The sequence below is a fragment of the Sphingomonas yabuuchiae genome, assembly GCF_001477495.1.
Taxonomy (GTDB): Bacteria; Pseudomonadota; Alphaproteobacteria; order Sphingomonadales; family Sphingomonadaceae; genus Sphingomonas; species Sphingomonas yabuuchiae_A.
Genome location: NZ_LDTF01000015.1, coordinates 49,754 through 66,322 on the forward strand (window position 1 = coordinate 49,754; position 16,569 = coordinate 66,322).

Genomic DNA, 16,569 nt, shown 5'->3' on the forward strand with positions numbered 1-16,569 from the left:
TCTGTCCGATGAAGAACCGTTCGATGCTGATCGTCGCGGCGCTCGCGCTGCTGCCCGCCCCCGCCCTGGCTGACGGCCCTCTCCGCCAGACCGCCGTCGAGGCACAGGCCGCCAAGGCCGCCGACCGCGCCGACATCCTGGCGATGGCCGGAACCTATAAGGTCCGCTTCGACATGCAGGAAACGACGCCCTGGGCGGCAGGCTATACGCCCCTCGACCGCAAGATTTCGGGCGGAAACGAGGTCGTTCGCGTGATCGAGGACACGCCCGACCATATCGCGCTCCAGCATCTGCTGGTGGTCGAGCATGGCGGCGAAACCCATGTCATCAAGCATTGGCGACAGGACTGGGATTACCAGCCCTCGCGCGTGCTGGTCTATGCGGGCCAGGGCAAATGGGTGTGGGAGGCCGTGCCCGAACGGATGCGCGCCGGGCGCTGGTCGCAGACGGTCTATCAGGTCGATGACAGCCCGCGTTATGCCGGATGGGGCCAGTTCGAGACGCAAGGCGGTGTCCGCCGCTGGCGATCCAACTGGACGTGGCGGCCGTTGGCCCGCCGCGATGCCGTGCGCCATCCGGTCTATGACCGCTATTACGCGATCAACCGGCACCAGCCGACGCCGACCGGCTGGGTGCATTGGCAGGACAATATGAAGATGGGCCTGAAGGACGGCAAGCTCGTCCCCATCGTCCAGGAATCGGTGCTGAACACCTATGATCGCTTCGATGGCTTTGATGGGAAGGCGGCCGACAATTACTGGGCCAAGACGAAGGATTACTGGTCCGCCGTGCGCGCGGCCTGGAGCCGGGTGGCCGACACGAAGGGCGGCATCGCGATTCAGGAGCAGGCGGAAACCGGGACGGTCATCAGCGGTCGTCTGCTGACTATCGCCGACGACATCCGGTCGGGCAAGATGACCAGCGCGGCCGGAACGGCCGAGGCGACCGCGCTGATCGATCGGAACACCAGACGGATTGGATGATCAGGACGGATCACTGCCCTCGGCCGCCGGTGCGGCCTTGGGCAGGTCCACCTTGATCTCGACCCGGCGGTTCTTGTCGCGCCCCTCGGGATCGTCCGATCCGTCGAGCTTGCGGTTGGGAGCGATCGGCCGCGCTTCGCCTAGCGCGATGACGGTGATCCGCTCCGCCGCGACGCCCTTCTTGACCAGATAGTCCCGCGCCGCCTCGGCCCGCTTGCGCGAGGCGATCAGGTTGGAAGCATCCGAGCCGGAGGAGTCGCTATGTCCCCAGATGGTGATCGGCCCGCCCAGTGCGAGCACGGGATCGGCGGCCAGCGTGTCGAGCAAGGCCATTCCCGCCGGATCCGGCTGGGCGCCCTTGGCCGGGAACGGAACGGTCAGTTCGACCGGCTCGGCGGGCGGGGTCGGGGTGGGCGAAGGTTCGACATCCGGGCGGATGATCGATTTCTTGGCCTCTTCGGGTTCGGCCGCTGTCGCAGCGTTGCCCGGCACAGTCATATTGCTCTCGGCCTCGACATTGGCCGGGGCTTCGGCGACTTCATTCGCGGCCGGTTCGCGGCTTGGCTGACAGGCGGTGATGCCCAGCGCGATCAGGGCCGTCGCGACGGCGCGCGCGGACCGGATGGTTCCTGTCGGTATCGTCATGCGACTACCTCTCCCGTTTCGAGGACCTGATTAGCGTCCGGATCGCCGTGACGCGAGGGGCCGTAGGATATGACGATATCACCATTTTGCGGCACCGGCCGGGCGGCATGGGTGAAGAAGCGGATCACCCCGTCCTTGCGCAGCACGAGCAGCATGTCGGCCTCGTCCGGCAGGATCGACCGGGCATGGTCGAACTTGAACTGCTCGCTGATCCGCGTCTTGCGGAAGGTCCAGCCCGCCGCCTCGCGCCGCAGAATGTCCTCGACGCCGTGCCCGGCGGTGAACATCGCGCGGCCGCGAAGGGCTTCGGGCAGGCGGCGATGATCCTCATGGTCGCCGCTGCCGCCGAGCTGGTAGACCGAATCCCGGCCGATATCGTGGGCGAACTCGCTACAGACCAGCGCGTTATACGCCTCGTTCTCGGTCGTCGCGACCAGCACCTGGAACTGGGTGAGGTCGAGCCGCTCCTCGGTCGTCTCGGCCAGGATCTCGCCATGATAGGTCTCGATCCCCGCCTGACGTGCAGCCGATAGACGCTGCCAGCTGGTGTCGACGATCATCACGGGCAGGCCCAGCGAATGGATCTGGCGGGCGAGCGAGATGCTCCACGGCGTGCTGCCGACGATCAGCAGCCCCTTTTGCGTGGCCCCCGTCACCTTCAGCCAGCGCGCGACATGGCGGATACTGAAACCGTGCGCGATGATCGTCGCGACCACCACCGCAAAGGACAGGGTCACGAGGATATTGCCGTTGCCATAGCCCAGCTGGTCGAGGCGCAGCGCGAACAGACCCGACACCGCCACCGCGACGACGCCGCGCGGCGCGATCCACGCGATCAGCAGCCGTTCGTTCCAGGGCAGCTTGCTGAAGGCCAACGCGATCAGCACGGTCGCCGGGCGGACCAGGAACATCAGCGCGAACAGGAAGGCGGCGAAGCGCCATTCGAACAGGCGCAGCACCTCGAAATCCAGCGAGGCGGACAGCAGCACGAACACGCCGGAGATCAGCAGGACCGTCACATTCTCCTTAAACGGATGAATGTCGCGCAGCGAGTCCAGTCGCATATTGGCGATCGCGATGCCCATCACCGTCACCGCCAGCAGCCCGGTTTCCTGCTGGATCAGGTTGGACAGGACGAAGGTGCCGATCACCGCCACCAGCAGCACAGGGGCTTTCAGATATTCGGGCACATGGCCGCGCGGAAAGGCCCAGGCGATGGCGCGCGCCATGCCATAGCCGATCAGCCCCGACACCACCGCCGCGCCCAGCAGCGCGATGACGACCGACGCCAGCGTGCCGCCCTCGTCGACGCGGCGCAGATATTCATAGGTAATGACGGCGCACAGCGCGCCGAAGGGATCGTTGACGATCGCTTCCCATTTCAGGATCGCACGCGGGCGAGCCGCGATATTGCTCTGGCGTAGCAGGGGAATGACGACGGTCGGCCCCGTCACGACGAGGATACCGGCGAACAGGATCGCCACCGGCCACACCAGCCCCGCGACATAATAACAGGCCAGCGACCCCAATACCCAGCCCAGCGGGATGCCGATCGCCATCAACCGCGTGACGGCCCCTTCGGTCTTGCGCAACTCGCGGAAATTGAGGCTCAGCCCCCCCTCGAACAGGATCAGCGCGACCGCCACCGAGATCATCGGCTCCAGCAGATCGCCGAAGGTGTGTTCGGGAATGATGAGGCCGGTGATCGGCCCGGCGATGACGCCTGCGGCCAGCATCAGGGCGATGGCGGGCCACCCCGTCCGCCACGCAATCCACTGCGCACCGATCCCCAGAACACCGATCAGCGCGAAAACAAGTGCTTGTTGTTCCATGGTGCCGTGTAACTCATGGGCCCACCAAAGGTAACCGCCGCCCCGCCAAATGCGGCACGCCGGGCACGATCCGCCGAAAAGGGAGCGCGCTTGACCTGAAGCATATCCAAGGGCTGGTCCGCCGCCTACAGTTGCGCCGGCGTCGCAAGACGGTAGTTTCGGCGCCCCTTTCACCTCAACGCCATGGCCGGATCATCGATGGACCGTAACGACAGCGACGCGCCCGAGAGACGCAGGCTTGCGGCGTTGGATCGCTATGGCGTGATGGACACGCCGCGCGAGCCGACTTTCGACGAACTCGCTGCGCTGACCGCCAGGCTGTGCGATACGCCGATCGCGGTCGTGAACCTGGTCGGCGAAGGACGCCAGTTCTTCAAGGCGGAGGTTGGCCTGGGCGTGCGCGAGACGCCGCTGCACAGCTCCTTCTGCGCGCATGCGCTGCTGGAGGAGGATTTCCTGATCGTGCCCGACCTGCGCGAGGATGCGCGGTTCGCCTGCAATCCGCTGGTCACGGGGTCCCCGCATATCCGGGCCTATGCGGGCGCCTTGCTGAAGACCGGGGACGGTTTGGCGATCGGCACGCTCTGCGTCCTCGACCATCGGCCGCGTGCCTTCACCGATGTGCAGCAGGAAACGCTGCGCGTGCTGGCGCGGCAGGTGATGGCGCAACTCGATCTGCGCCGCTCCGTCCAGGACCTCGACCGACAGAATGAGGCCCTGCGGGCCAGTGAGGAACGGATGCGTCTGATCCTCGACAGCGCGCGAGACTATGCGATCATCGCGACCGACACCGATCGGCGGATCACCAGCTGGTCGGCGGGGGCGCAGGCCATCTTCGACTGGCGCGACGGGGACGCGATCGGCCGCTCCATCGACGAGATTTACGGCCCCCAGGACCGTGCCGACGGCATTCCGGTCCGGCACATGGCCCGTGCCGCCGCGGAGGGTTGCGCGCCGGACCTGCGCTGGCACCGCAAACCGGACGGCGCGCTCGTGCTGCTCAACGGCACGACCCATCCGATCAGGGACGGCGGCGACCGGATCATCGGCTATCTGAAGATCGGCCGGAACGAGACCGAGGACCGCGCCCGGGACGCCGAGCTGGCGCGGGCGCGGGTCGAGCTGGTCGACAGCGAGGACCGGTTCCGCAACATGGCGGACCATGCGCCGGTGATGATGTGGATCACCGATGCGGACGGTGTCTGCACCTATCTCAACCGACGCTGGTACGAATATACCGGTCAGACATGTGACGAAGCGCTGGGCTATGGCTGGCTCGACGCCACCCACCCCGACGACCGGGCCGAGGCGGAGCGTATCTTCGGCCAGGCCAATACGACGCATACCTCGTTCCGCATCGACTATCGCCTGCGCCGGGCGGACGGGTCCTATGGCTGGGCGATCGATGCCGCCTCGCCGCGTTTCGGCCCGGATGGCGAGTTTCTGGGCTATATCGGCTCGGTCATCGACATCGCCGACCGGCGCGAGGCCGAGGATGCCCTGCGTCACGCCAATGCCATGCTCGCGGCGGTCATGGAGGCGGTGCCGGGCGTCGTCTATGCCAAGGACAGCAGCGGGCGGATGCTCGCCGCCAATCGCGGGACCGTCGAACTGGTCGGCAAGCCGATCGAGGCGATCATCGGGCATACCGATCTGGAATTCCTGGACGACCGGGCGCAGGCGGAGATCGTCATGGCCAATGACCAGCGGGTCATGGCCGAAGGTCGGACCGAAGTCCTGGAGGAACAGGTCGACTTCCCGGACGGAACGCACGCGACATGGCTGTCGACCAAGGCCCCGTTCCGCGATGCGGCGGGCCATGTCGTCGGACTGGTCGGCTCGTCGATCGACATCACCGAGCGCAAGCGGGCCGAGGAAGCGCTGCAGCGGATGAACGAGACGCTGGAGGACGAGGTCGCCGAACGCACCGCCGAGCGCGACCGCATGTGGGATACCTCGCCCGACCTGATGCTGGTCATCGATTTCCACGGCGTGGTCCGGCGGGTCAATCCGGCCTGGACCAATCTTCTGGGCTATGATCAGGCCGAACTGGTCGGCCGTCACGTCAACGAATTCGTCGTGTCCGAGGATCATGACGACACGGTATATGCCTATGAACTGGCGGCGAACGGCGGCAAGCCGGTGGTGCAGAACCGGTATCGTCACAAGGACGGCTCGATCCGCTGGATTTCCTGGAACGCAGCGCCTGCCGGCGACATGACCTATGCCACCGGCCGCGACGTGACCGCGCAGAAGGAACAGGCGCTCGCGCTGGCGCAGGCCGAGGAACAGCTCCGCCAGGCGCAGAAGATGGAGGCGGTAGGCCAGCTGACCGGCGGCCTGGCGCATGACTTCAACAATCTGCTGACGGCGGTGACGGGCGGCCTCGAACTGCTCGCCATGCGGATCGCCAGGGGGCAGCACGACCAGCTCGACCGCTATATCTCCATGGCGCAGAACGGGGCGCACCGGGCCGCCGCGCTGACCCAGCGTCTGCTCGCCTTTTCGCGGCGACAGACGCTGGCGCCCAAGCCCACCGATGTCGATCGCCTGATCGCAGGGATGGAGGACATCATCGTCCGCACCATCGGTCCGGCCATCGAAGTAAAGTTCGTTTCCGCGCCGGGCGTATGGCCGATCCTGGTCGACGCACCGCAACTGGAAAGCGCGCTGCTGAACCTGTGCATCAACGCACGCGACGCCATGCCCGAGGGCGGCAGGCTGACCATCGAGACCGCCAACAGGACGCTTGACGCCCGCGCGGCGGCGGCGCAGGACCTGCCCGCAGGCGACTATGTCTCGCTCTGCGTCACCGATACCGGCACCGGCATGACGCCCGAGGTGATGGCGCGTGTCTTCGACCCCTTCTTCACCACCAAGCCGATCGGCGAGGGCACCGGGCTGGGCCTGTCGATGATCTATGGTTTCGTCCGCCAGTCGGGCGGCCAGGTCCGCTTCCATTCGGAAGTCGGCACCGGCACCACCATGCGACTATACCTGCCCCGCCTGCCCGGTGAGCATGAACTGGCCGATCGAAACGAAACCGCCACGAACCGGCACCGCGCGCACGACGGGGAGACGGTCCTTCTCGTCGAGGATGAAGGCGCGATCCGCGATCTGGTCGGCGAGGTATTGCGCGATGCCGGATATCGCGTGCTGACCGCCGATAACGGTCCGATGGGCGTCTCGCTGCTCCGATCGGACGAACGGATCGACCTGCTCGTCACCGATGTCGGCTTGCCCGGTGGACTGAACGGCCGTCAGGTCGCCGATGCGGGCCGGGCGGTTCGCCCAACACTCAAGATCCTGTTCGTCACCGGCTATGCCGCCAATGCCGCGGTCGGCGCTGGCCATCTGGACGAGGGCATGGAGGTGCTGACCAAGCCGTTCAACGTGTTGGAACTGGAACGCCGCGTCGGCGAGATGCTGTCGGGCTGAACCGCGCCCTGCCCCTATAGCCCGACCCGCTCGATCATCGTCGCGATCTCGACCGGAAGCGCGCTGTCACCCTTGGGGAGCAGCCGGTTCAGGGCCGTCTGCACCCGCTTGCGCGCGACCTGATACGCCTTGTGCCGGATCGATCGGGTCGCATTGGTTCGCCAGGACGGGCTTTCCCCGAGCAACGCCTCCCACTTGGCCTCCTCCGCCTCGAGGATCGACAGCGCCAGCCGCAGGCCGTCGCGCCGCCCGCGTGCATAATCGTCGGATTTCTCAGCTTTCTCCATCGCCCTGCACGCTGCCCCCGATCCCGGCTCGAGGCAAATCGGCGCTCAGGCCCGGCGCGAACGCGGGCGGGGCACCAACTTGTCCAGCGCATCGGCATTGTTGCGGCCCCAGCCATAGAGCAATTCCACCGGCTCGACGAAGCGCTGACCCAGATCGCTCAGGCGGTACTCGACCATCGGCGGCATGCTGCTCTGGACATGGCGGGTCAGCAGCCCGCTGCCCTCCATGTCGCGCAGCGTCTGGGTCAGCATCTTCTTCGAGATGCCCGGCAGGCTGCGCTGGAGAACGCCCGTCCGGGCGACGCCGCCATGGCGGGCATGCAGCGTATGCAACACCATGCTGGTCCACTTCGTCGCGAACAGCTCCAGCACGCGGCGCGGGGCGCAATCCTCCCGCCATTCCTCGTCGCGTGATCCCGGCTGCATATGGTTACCTTCTGGTGCCTGGGGCCCCAGATGGTGCCGTCTGGAAGTGCTGTCCACCCATGCCTAGCTGAAACCCCTGACAAAGGAGGCTTTTATGGCGAAGACGGCATTGGTGGTGGGCGCGAGCGGGATCGTCGGCAGCGCGACGACGGCGCTGCTGGTGGAACAGGGCTGGACCGTCCATGGCCTGGCCCGCCGGCCGACCGCACAGGCGGGCGTGCATCCGGTCGCCGCCGATCTTCAGGACCCGAGCGCGACGACGGCGGCGCTGCGCGATGTGAACCCCGATGCGGTCTTCATCACCACCTGGGCCCGACAGGACAGCGAGGCGGAGAATATCCGCGTCAACGCCGCGATGGTGCGCAACCTGCTCGACGGGCTGCGCGGGGGCACCGGCCCGCGCCATGTCGCCCTGGTCACGGGCCTCAAACATTATCTCGGTCCGTTCGAGGCCTATGGCAAAGGCACGCTGCCGCAGACACCGTTCCGCGAGGAACAGGGTCGGCTGGACGTCGAGAATTTCTACTATGCGCAGGAGGACGAGGTGTTTGCCGCCGCCGAGCGCGACGGCTTTACTTGGAGCGTGCATCGCCCGCATACCGTGATCGGGCTGGCGGTCGGCAATGCCATGAACATGGGCACGACGCTGGCGGTCTATGCGACCTTGTGCCGAGAGACGGGGCGACCCTTCGCCTTCCCAGGCTCCGCCGCGCAGTGGTCGGGGCTGACCGACATGACCGACGCCGGGCAACTCGCCCGCCATCTTCTCTGGGCGACGGAGACAGAGGCGGCGCATGACGAGGCGTTCAACGTCGTCAATGGCGACGTCTTCCGGTGGCAGTGGATGTGGGGCCGCATCGCCGACTGGTTCGGCGTCGAGGCCGCGCCGTTCGACGGCATCGTGCGGCCGCTGGAGCAGCAGATGGCGAACGATGCGGCGCTATGGCGCGAGATCGCCACGCGGGAGGGGCTGGTCGAACCGGATCTGAACCGCCTCGCCTCGCCCTGGCACACCGATGCCGATCTGGGCCGCCCGGTCGAGGTCGTGACCGATATGTCCAAGAGCCGACGGCTGGGCTTCACCGGCTATCAGCCGACCGACGACGCCTTCTTCGCGCTCTTCGAACGACTCCGTGACGACCGCCTGATTCCGTAAGGAGGGATGCAAGGGAGAACCATCAAATCCGGCAGCGTCGAGGGGTTAGCACCATGATTCGGTCCTTCGGCGTTGCCGCCAACTCCGTCGCCGCCCGCCTCACAAACGGACTGCGGGTGGCGTGGGCAAAAAATATTTTTGGCTCACAGCCCGACTTCCAACTGATGCCGAGGCAACAACAATATTCAATGATCTATGATAACGCTATCATCAATCAATTTCGGACCGTGGCGCAATTTTCAGCATGTTAGCGTCGGTTTGATCAAATAATGACCAATTTCATACCATTTTGCCTCGGGGCACCGATGCATCACGGGCGACGAATCTATCGCTCAACCCGCTTGATCCCCGCTGGCCGGACGGCAATCGATTTATAAAGTGTTAGAAATTTCCATGTGACCGGTACCGGGCTTGACGCAGGTCAATGTCACAAACGGGGAATATCATGCGGGCCACCATCAAACTCAAACTGGGCGCGACCTTCGCGGTTGTGCTCACATTGCTGCTGGGCATGGCGGCCCTCGCTGCCTCGAAGCTGAGCGAAATGAACGATGTCACGACCCAGCTCGTCACTGGCCCGGTGGCCCGATTGGATCGTGCCGAAACGCTGAACGAGCGCATCAGCTATGCGCTTCGCATGGAAAAGAACCTCGCACTGTCGTCCGATGATCAACAGATGCGCGTTTTCGACGGCGACCTGATGCGGGCTCGCACGGACATAACGTCGCTGATCGAAACCGGCCTGGCGACCGCGACGCCGGCGGGCCGACCGATCTGGGCCGAGATCAAGAACGACTATACGGCGTGGCTGCCCATCAATGACACGGTCCGCCGCTTGGGCCTGGCCAATCACAACGAAGAAGCCGGTGCGTTGTCGATGACGAAATCGCGCGAATTGGCTGCCAAGATCAGCGAAGGGACGATGCAACTCGTCAAGAATGCCAAGACCGATATGGACGCCGCCAAGCAGAATGCCGACGCCATCTACAACAGCGCGCGCAACACGCTGTTCGTCATTTCGGGCCTCGCGCTGCTGATCGCGCTGGTTGGCGCGGTATGGATCGCCCGGATCGTGTCGCAGGGTCTGAAGAGGATTTCGGTCGCGATCGAGGCGGTGGCCATCGGCGATATCGAACAGGAGGTGACGGTCACCACCAATGACGAGATCAAGGATCTGGTCGACACGGTGAACCACATGACCGTCAATCTGCGCCAGAGCGCACGGCTGGCCGATACCATCGCCGAGGGTGACCTGAGCATCGATCACCAGGCGCTGTCGGACAAGGACCTTCTGGGCCACGCCCTGATCCGCATGACCACCAACCTGCGCAAGTCGGCGGAACTGGCCGAGACGATTGCGGGCGGCGACCTGACCGTCAACCACCGGCCGCTTTCGGACCGGGATTCGCTGGGCCAGGCGCTGGTCATGATGATCGAGCGTCTGCGCGGTGTCGTCGGCGACGCCACGCTGGCCGCCAAGAATGTCGCGGCGGGCAGCCAGCAGCTGTCCTCGTCGTCGGAGCAGATGTCACAGGGCGCGACCGAACAGGCGGCAGCGGCCGAGGAAGCCTCTGCCTCGATGGAGCAGATGGCGGCGAACATCAAACAGAATGCCGACAATGCCAGCCAGACCGAAAAGATCGCCCGCCAGTCCTCGCAGGATGCCGAGATGAGCGGCGCGGCCGTGCAGAAGGCCGTCGGCGCGATGCGCACCATCGCCGAGAAGATCGGCATCGTGCAGGAAATCGCGCGCCAGACCGACCTGCTCGCGCTGAACGCCGCGGTCGAAGCGGCGCGCGCGGGCGAGCATGGTCGCGGCTTCGCGGTCGTGGCCGCCGAGGTCCGCAAGCTGGCCGAACGGAGCCAGGTCGCGGCGGGTGAGATCAGCGGCATGTCCTCCGACACGGTGGCGGCGGCGCAGCAGGCCGGGGAGATGCTCGGATCGCTTGTGCCCGACATTCGCCGCACCGCCGAGCTGGTCGCCGAGATCAGCGCCGCGTGCCGCGAACAGGATATCGGAGCGACCCAAATCAATGCCGCGATCCAGCAGCTCGATCAGGTCACGCAGCAGAACGCCGCCGCCTCCGAGCAGATTTCGGCCACCTCCGAGGAACTCGCCAGTCAGGCCGAGGAGCTGGAGGAAAACATCGCCTTCTTCCGCATCGACAGCGGCAAGCGCAGCGCAGGCCGCCCATCCGCCTCGGCACGCGCGGCCACGCCCGCCAAAAAGGCCAAGCCCGCCGCCCGCACAAACGCGGTCGCCGACCAACAGGCCCGCATCCGCGGCTTTGCGCTAGACATGTCGACCGGCGGCCCGGACGGTGAAGACGCCGATTTCGGCCGCGCCGCCTGACGGGCGGACGCATCCCCGGCGGAAGCCGGGAGCCGGATGGGGAAAGCGCCCGCCGTTCGATCGGGCCGTCCCGTCACTGGCCCCCGGCCTCCGCCGGAGTGGTGCGTGAGGGGACGGCACGCCATCGCCGAACGCGCGAACGGCCCCCTCACCCCGCCAGCAACGTCCGCGCGCATCCCTGCACATGATCGGCGATCAGCTTGAACGCCGCGCTCATCGGCGATTGACGGCGCCAGGCGATGGCGATCGACCGATGGGCGCGCCAACCCTGGACCGGCAGGATCTTCAATCCCGCCGCCCCGCCCACTTCCGATTGCAGATAAAGGCTGGGCAGCAGCGTCAGGCCCAGCCCGCTTGCGACCATCTGGTGCAGGCTTTCCAGGCTGGTGCCATAATAGTCCGGCGCGATGGTCATGCCATAACGGTCCGCGACCTCGGCCGCCTGCCGCGCCAGATGATGCCGCGGATCGAGCGTCAGAAGCGGACTGCCGCTCAGCACCTCGCGATCCGCCGCGATGGCGGCATCGATCGGATGGTCGAGCGCCGCGACCAGATGCAACGGCTCGCGAAACAGGGGTTCGACGGTCAGGTCCTCGCCGGTCATGGGCAGCGGGCCGAGCAGCACGTCGATATCGCCGCGCGACAGCTCCAGCGCCTGTTCGTCCGGTATCCCCTCGCGCACATGCAGGCGCAAGCGCGGGGCCATGCGGTGCAGTTCGGCGATGATCGGCGACAGCAGATACGGCCCCAGCGTCGGCGTCGTCCCCAGCTTCAGCGTGCCGGTCAGGCTGTCGGTCGAACCCGCCGCCAGCGCCACGATATCGCTGGCATCGCTCAACATGCGCCGCGCGGTCGCCACGATGCTGCGCCCGACCGGCGTCAGGATCGCACCCGTCGCACTCCGCTCCAACAGCCTGGCGCCCAGCCGCTCCTCCAGCGTCCGGACCTGCTGACTGAGTGTGGGCTGCGAGACATTGGCGACCCGCGCCGCCAGCGCAAAGGAACCCGTATCCGCGATCGTCACCAGATATTCGAGTTGACGCAAGGAAAGCATAAGGCCCTATAACCACTTTCTATACCCTGGGCACGGCAATTCCGATTGGCCACGACTGTGATATGTCGTTACATCGACGTCACTAGGATCAGGCCGAAGCGTAACTTTCATGGAGGGGAACATGAGGGTGCTGCGGAGTGACGGTGGCCGTCGGCTGCCCGCTCCGGCTCGGCCAAGATACGAAAAAAGGGGCGTGTTTTGGCGGGACAACGATTGGGTTTTCGGGATGCGGTGGGCTGGCTGTCGCAGATCATAGGCCCTGATTCGGCCTATGTCCGCCTCGGCATCGTCTATACCATCGCGATCAGCCTGTTGGCGTTGGCGACGCCCATCTCGGTCCAGTTGCTGATCAACAGCGTCGCCAATACCGCCATGCCTGCCCCGCTCTGGGCGCTGTCGGGCGTGCTGCTGATGCTGTTGCTGATGGTCGCGGGGCTCAGTGCGCTCCGGGTGTGGATCATGGCCGCGTTCGAGCGTCGCCTTTTCTCCCGCGTGGTCGCCGAGGTCACGGTGCGTGCGGTCCATGCGCAGGATCCTTTCTTCGCCGACGGCAATCGAGGCGACCTGTTCAACCGCTATTTCGATCTGGTGGTCGTCCAGAAATCGGTGCCCAGCCTGGTCATCGGCGCCTTCACCATCATGCTTCAGGCGGCGATCGGCCTGACCATCACCAGCTTCTACCACCCGGTCTTCCTCGCCTTCAACGTGGTGTTGGTCGCCGCACTCCTGCTGGTATGGATGCTGTGGCGGCGCGGCGCGATCAGCGGGGCGGTGGCGCTCAGCCATGCCAAGCATAATGCCGCGCGCTGGCTGGAAAGCGTCGGCGGGTCGAACGGCTTCTACAAGTCGCTGCGCCATCTCGACTTCGCGATGAACCGGTCGGAGGCGATGACGGCGAACTATGTCGACACGCATCGTCGCTATTTCCGCTATCAGTTCGCACAGACCATCGCCTTCCTGCTGATCTACGCCTTTGCCAGCGCCGGATTGCTGCTGCTGGGCGGCATGCTGATCCTGCGCGGACAGCTGTCGCTGGGGCAGCTGGTCGCGGCCGAGCTGATCCTGTCGGGCGTCTTCTACGGCATCTCGCAATTCGGCTGGTATCTCGACACCTTCTACGATCTGGTCGCCAGTTCCGAAGAGCTGTCGCTGCTGTTCGCCATTCCGCAGGAGCCGACCGTGCGCGGCGACAACGGCCCGCGTGACGGATCGGTCAAGCTGACCGATGTGGCGTTCAACGACGCACGCTATAATCTGACGCTGGCGGCCGGAGAGCAGCTCGTCACCGTGACCGAGCCGGGGGCCGAGCGACTGCTGGCGATGCTGCTGAAACGGCATTCGCTACCCGATCGCGGCCTGGTGCGGATCGGCAATGCCGATCTGGGCTCATTCGACATGTACCGCCTCCGCTCGGACGTGACGGTGCTCGACCGTTCGACCATCGTCGAGGTGACGATCCGCGAATATCTGCGCCTCGCCTCGGGCGAACTCGCCGAAAAGGCGATGGAGGCGCTGGCGCTGGTCGGGCTGGAACGTCGTCTGGCGAGCCTGCCACAAGGGCTGGACACGCCGCTGGGTTCGACCGGCTATCCGCTGAGCGTCGGCGAGACGATGGCGCTGAAGCTCGCCAATGCCCTGCTGGTCGGCCCCAAGCTGCTGCTGCTCGGGCAACTTTACGACCTGTTGCCGCCCGAACGATTGCGCGCCGCGCTGCGGCTGTTGCGGGCGCATGGCACGACCGTGCTGCTGTGCACCGGCCGCCCCGAGGACATGGAACTCGACGGCTATCTCTATCTCGGTCTGACCGAGCAGCGTCGCTTCGAGCGGCTTGCCGACCTCCAGAACGCCTATCGCCGGGAGGACGCCGATGTCGCCTGATCAGCTCACGCATTTCCGCACCCTTTCGTCGCTGCGCCCGCCTCGGGTCACGGTCGCCATCGCCTGGATCCTGACGGTCGGCATCGCGGCGGTCATCTTCATCCTGTTCTTCGTGCCGTGGTTGCAGACCGCGCAGGGGCGTGGCCAGGTCGTCTCGCTCGATCCCACCGACCGCGCGCAGGACGTGACCGCGCTGGTGCCGGGCCGCGTCGAGCGCTGGTATGTCCATGACGGCCAGCATGTGAGACAGGGCGACCCGATCGCGCGGATCATCGACCTTGACCCCAATCTGCTGTCCCGCCTGGCCGCCGAACGCGCCCAGGTGGAGGCCGAGATCGCCTCGGTCCGCCAGTCGCAGGCGGTCGCCCAGATCGATGTCAGCCGTACGCGCCAGCTCTATGCGGAAGGGCTCGCCTCCCGCCGCGACTACGAACAGGCGCAGATCAAGGTCGCCGACTCCGGCGCAAAGCTGGCGGAATCGCGGGCCAAGCTGAACCGCATCGACGTACAGCTGAACCGCCAGTCGGCGCAGCTGGTCCGCGCCCCGCGCGCCGGACGTATCCAGAATCTGAACGCCGCGGCCGGTGGTGCCTATGTCTCGGCGGGCACTGCGCTGGCGGTGGTCGCGCCGGAAGAGGTGCAGCGCGCGGTCGAACTGCTGATCGACGGTCGCGACGTGCCGCTGCTCCGCCCCGGTCGCCCGGTGCGTCTGGAGTTCGAGGGCTGGCCCGCGATCCAGTTCAGCGGCTGGCCCTCGGTCGCCTACGGCTTTTTCGACGGTCGCGTCCGCACGATCGACCCCAATGCCAATGCGCAAGGGCTGTTCCGCATCCTGGTCGAGCCTGCACCCGGCAAGCCCGCCTGGCCCGAGCGCCGCTTCGTCCGTCTGGGCGGCAAGGTTCAGGGCTGGGTTCAGGGAGAGACGGTGACGGTCGGTTACGAACTATGGCGTCAGCTGAACGACTTCCCGCTGGAATTCGGCCAGACGGTGAATGACAAGCAGGACGACAAGGGCGCGAAGGACGACGACAAGAAGATCGCGGCCAAGGCGGGCAAGCCGAAATGATCCGCTCCCTGCTGCTGATCTCCGCGCTCGCCGCCCCGGCCCTGTCCGCACCCGTCATGGCCCAGCGGATCGAGGCGATCCCCGCCCCCGCACCGTTGCCCAGCGCGGGACCGCTGACGCTGGACGAGGTGCTGCGGTCCTCCGCCCGCGCCGCGCCGCAGATCATCGAGGCGCTGGCCAAGATCCGATCGGCGGAGGGCAAGGCGATGACCGCCAACGGCGCGTTCGACACGGTGTTCGAGGCCGAGGGGCGCTCGCGCACGCTCGGCTATTATGACGGCACCGTCGCCTCGGCGAGCGCGAACCGTCCGCTGACCGACAATGGCGGTTACGTCTATGGCGGCTACCGCGTCAGTCGCGGCAGTTTCCCGGTCTATGAGGATCAGAATTACACCAACCGCCTGGGCGAGGTGAAGGTCGGCGCGCTCTATTCGCTGTTGCGCGACCGTCTGGTCGACGAGCGCCGCACCCGCCGCACCCTGGCGTCGGGCGATATCGACATCGCCCGGTTCGAGCGCGAGGCCGTGGCGATCGGCGTGCAGCGGCGCGCGGTCGATGCCTATCAGAACTGGGTCGCGGCGGGCCTGCGCCTGCGGGCCTATCACGAGCTGCTGGACCTGTCGCTCAACCGGCGGGGAGGCCTCGCCCGTCAGGTCGAGCTGGGCGCGCGTCCGGATATCCTGCTGGCGGAGAACGACCAGAATGTCGTCCGCCGCCGGGCGCTGGTGGTGCGGGCCGAGGGGGATTTCCAGGCGGCGGCCAATGCCCTGTCCCTCTATTACCGCGATGCCGAAGGCGATCCGGTGCAGGTCGGGCCGGAGCGCCTGCCCGGCGGGGCCGAGGCGCTGTCGGGCGTAGCGGTGGCGGCACGCCGGAATTTCGAACAGCGCCGCCCCGACCTTCAGGTGCTGCTGGCCCGGATCGACCAGGGTTCGGCGCGCCTGGCGCTGGCGCAGAACGACCTGCGCCCCCGGTTCGACCTGCGCGGCGAGATGGGCAAGGATGTCGGCCCGATCGGCCTGGGCGGCCCCAATCGCACGCCGCTGGAGGCGGCGGTCGGCTTTCGCTTTTCGATGCCGCTCCAGAATCGCGCGGCAAAGGGTCGCATGGTCGAGGCCCAGGCGGAGATGGACGCGCTGTCGGCGCGTAGCCGTTTCCTGCGCGACCAGATCGCGGTGGAGGTCGAGGGGATCACCATCGGCGTCGATGCCGCCGAAAAGCTCGCGACCATCGCCGAACAGGAACGCCAGCTGGCCGAACGGCTCGCGGCGGCCGAGCGGCGGCGGTTCGAACTGGGGTCGAGCGACTTCTTCCTGGTCAACCAGCGCGAGGAAACCGCGAACGATGCGCGTGTCCGCCTGATCGACGCGCAGGCCCGGATCGCAGCCGCCCGCGCCGAACTGGCCGCCGCCACCGCCGACCGCGCGGCACTGGGGCTGGAGCCCTGAACG

The 16,569-nt window shown here is 66.5% G+C and carries 13 protein-coding genes; 8 read left to right on the forward strand and 5 right to left on the reverse strand.

The genetic code is table 11. The features are described from left to right. Nucleotides 1–8: 8 nt before the first annotated feature. Nucleotides 9–983, forward strand: a complete 975-nt coding sequence (locus NS355_RS04675) for a DUF6607 family protein (RefSeq protein WP_058744627.1) — start codon at nucleotides 9–11, stop codon at nucleotides 981–983. Here NS355_RS04675 and NS355_RS04680 read toward each other — a convergent pair whose 3' ends face one another. Together NS355_RS04680 and NS355_RS04685 are read right to left on the reverse strand one after the other, a co-directional pair. Then, complete coding sequence (locus NS355_RS04680; protein ID WP_058744628.1) at nucleotides 984–1,628, reverse strand: OmpA family protein; 645 nt, start codon at nucleotides 1,626–1,628, stop codon at nucleotides 984–986. Next, nucleotides 1,625–3,460 carry a cation:proton antiporter gene (locus NS355_RS04685; protein ID WP_058744629.1) on the reverse strand — a complete coding sequence of 612 codons (1,836 nt, stop codon included), beginning with the start codon at nucleotides 3,458–3,460 and terminating at the stop codon, nucleotides 1,625–1,627. The genes NS355_RS04680 and NS355_RS04685 overlap by 4 nt, the downstream gene beginning before the upstream one ends. A 198-nt stretch (nucleotides 3,461–3,658) precedes the next feature. Here NS355_RS04685 and NS355_RS04690 point away from each other — a divergent pair, with 198 nt between their 5' ends. Continuing rightward, nucleotides 3,659–6,898, forward strand: coding sequence for a PAS domain S-box protein (locus tag NS355_RS04690; RefSeq protein WP_058744630.1), 3,240 nt, complete (start codon nucleotides 3,659–3,661; stop codon nucleotides 6,896–6,898). Between the two features lie 14 nt (nucleotides 6,899–6,912). Here the strand turns inward: NS355_RS04690 and NS355_RS04695 are convergent, their stop codons facing one another. Both NS355_RS04695 and NS355_RS04700 read right to left on the reverse strand, forming a co-directional pair. Then, a complete protein-coding gene (locus NS355_RS04695; protein WP_058744631.1) occupies nucleotides 6,913–7,185 on the reverse strand; it encodes a hypothetical protein in 273 nt (90 codons plus the stop codon). A gap of 45 nt (nucleotides 7,186–7,230) precedes the next feature. Beyond that, nucleotides 7,231–7,611 carry a winged helix-turn-helix transcriptional regulator gene (locus NS355_RS04700; protein ID WP_058744632.1) on the reverse strand — a complete coding sequence of 127 codons (381 nt, stop codon included), beginning with the start codon at nucleotides 7,609–7,611 and terminating at the stop codon, nucleotides 7,231–7,233. A 94-nt stretch (nucleotides 7,612–7,705) separates the two neighbouring features. Here NS355_RS04700 and NS355_RS04705 point away from each other — a divergent pair, with 94 nt between their 5' ends. The 3 genes from NS355_RS04705 to NS355_RS04710 all read left to right on the forward strand — a co-directional run bounded on the left by NS355_RS04705 (nucleotide 7,706) and on the right by NS355_RS04710 (nucleotide 11,120). After that, nucleotides 7,706–8,767, forward strand: a complete 1,062-nt coding sequence (locus NS355_RS04705) for an SDR family oxidoreductase (RefSeq protein ID WP_058744633.1) — start codon at nucleotides 7,706–7,708, stop codon at nucleotides 8,765–8,767. Nucleotides 8,768–8,820: 53 nt separating this feature from the next. After that, nucleotides 8,821–9,018 carry a hypothetical protein gene (locus NS355_RS19190; protein ID WP_153008043.1) on the forward strand — a complete coding sequence of 66 codons (198 nt, stop codon included), beginning with the start codon at nucleotides 8,821–8,823 and terminating at the stop codon, nucleotides 9,016–9,018. Between the two features lie 194 nt (nucleotides 9,019–9,212). Continuing rightward, a complete protein-coding gene (locus NS355_RS04710; RefSeq protein ID WP_058744634.1) occupies nucleotides 9,213–11,120 on the forward strand; it encodes a HAMP domain-containing methyl-accepting chemotaxis protein in 1,908 nt (635 codons plus the stop codon). A gap of 148 nt (nucleotides 11,121–11,268) precedes the next feature. Here the strand turns inward: NS355_RS04710 and NS355_RS04715 are convergent, their stop codons facing one another. Further along, nucleotides 11,269–12,174, reverse strand: coding sequence for a hydrogen peroxide-inducible genes activator (locus NS355_RS04715; protein ID WP_058744635.1), 906 nt, complete (start codon nucleotides 12,172–12,174; stop codon nucleotides 11,269–11,271). A 198-nt stretch (nucleotides 12,175–12,372) separates the two neighbouring features. Between NS355_RS04715 and NS355_RS04720 the strand changes: the two genes are divergently transcribed. Genes NS355_RS04720 through NS355_RS04730 form a run of 3 tightly spaced genes read left to right on the forward strand, consistent with a single transcriptional unit; the run spans nucleotide 12,373 to nucleotide 16,566 of the window. Beyond that, nucleotides 12,373–14,052: an ABC transporter transmembrane domain-containing protein gene (locus tag NS355_RS04720; RefSeq protein WP_058744636.1), complete on the forward strand. Its 1,680-nt coding sequence runs from the start codon at nucleotides 12,373–12,375 to the stop codon at nucleotides 14,050–14,052. Continuing rightward, entirely contained in the window at nucleotides 14,042–15,118 is a 1,077-nt protein-coding gene (locus tag NS355_RS04725) for an efflux RND transporter periplasmic adaptor subunit (protein ID WP_058744637.1), read from the forward strand. The genes NS355_RS04720 and NS355_RS04725 overlap by 11 nt, the downstream gene beginning before the upstream one ends. After that, a complete protein-coding gene (locus NS355_RS04730) occupies nucleotides 15,115–16,566 on the forward strand; it encodes a TolC family protein (protein ID WP_084787518.1) in 1,452 nt (483 codons plus the stop codon). Before NS355_RS04725 ends, NS355_RS04730 begins: the two co-directional genes overlap by 4 nt. Nucleotides 16,567–16,569: the final 3 nt, after the last annotated feature.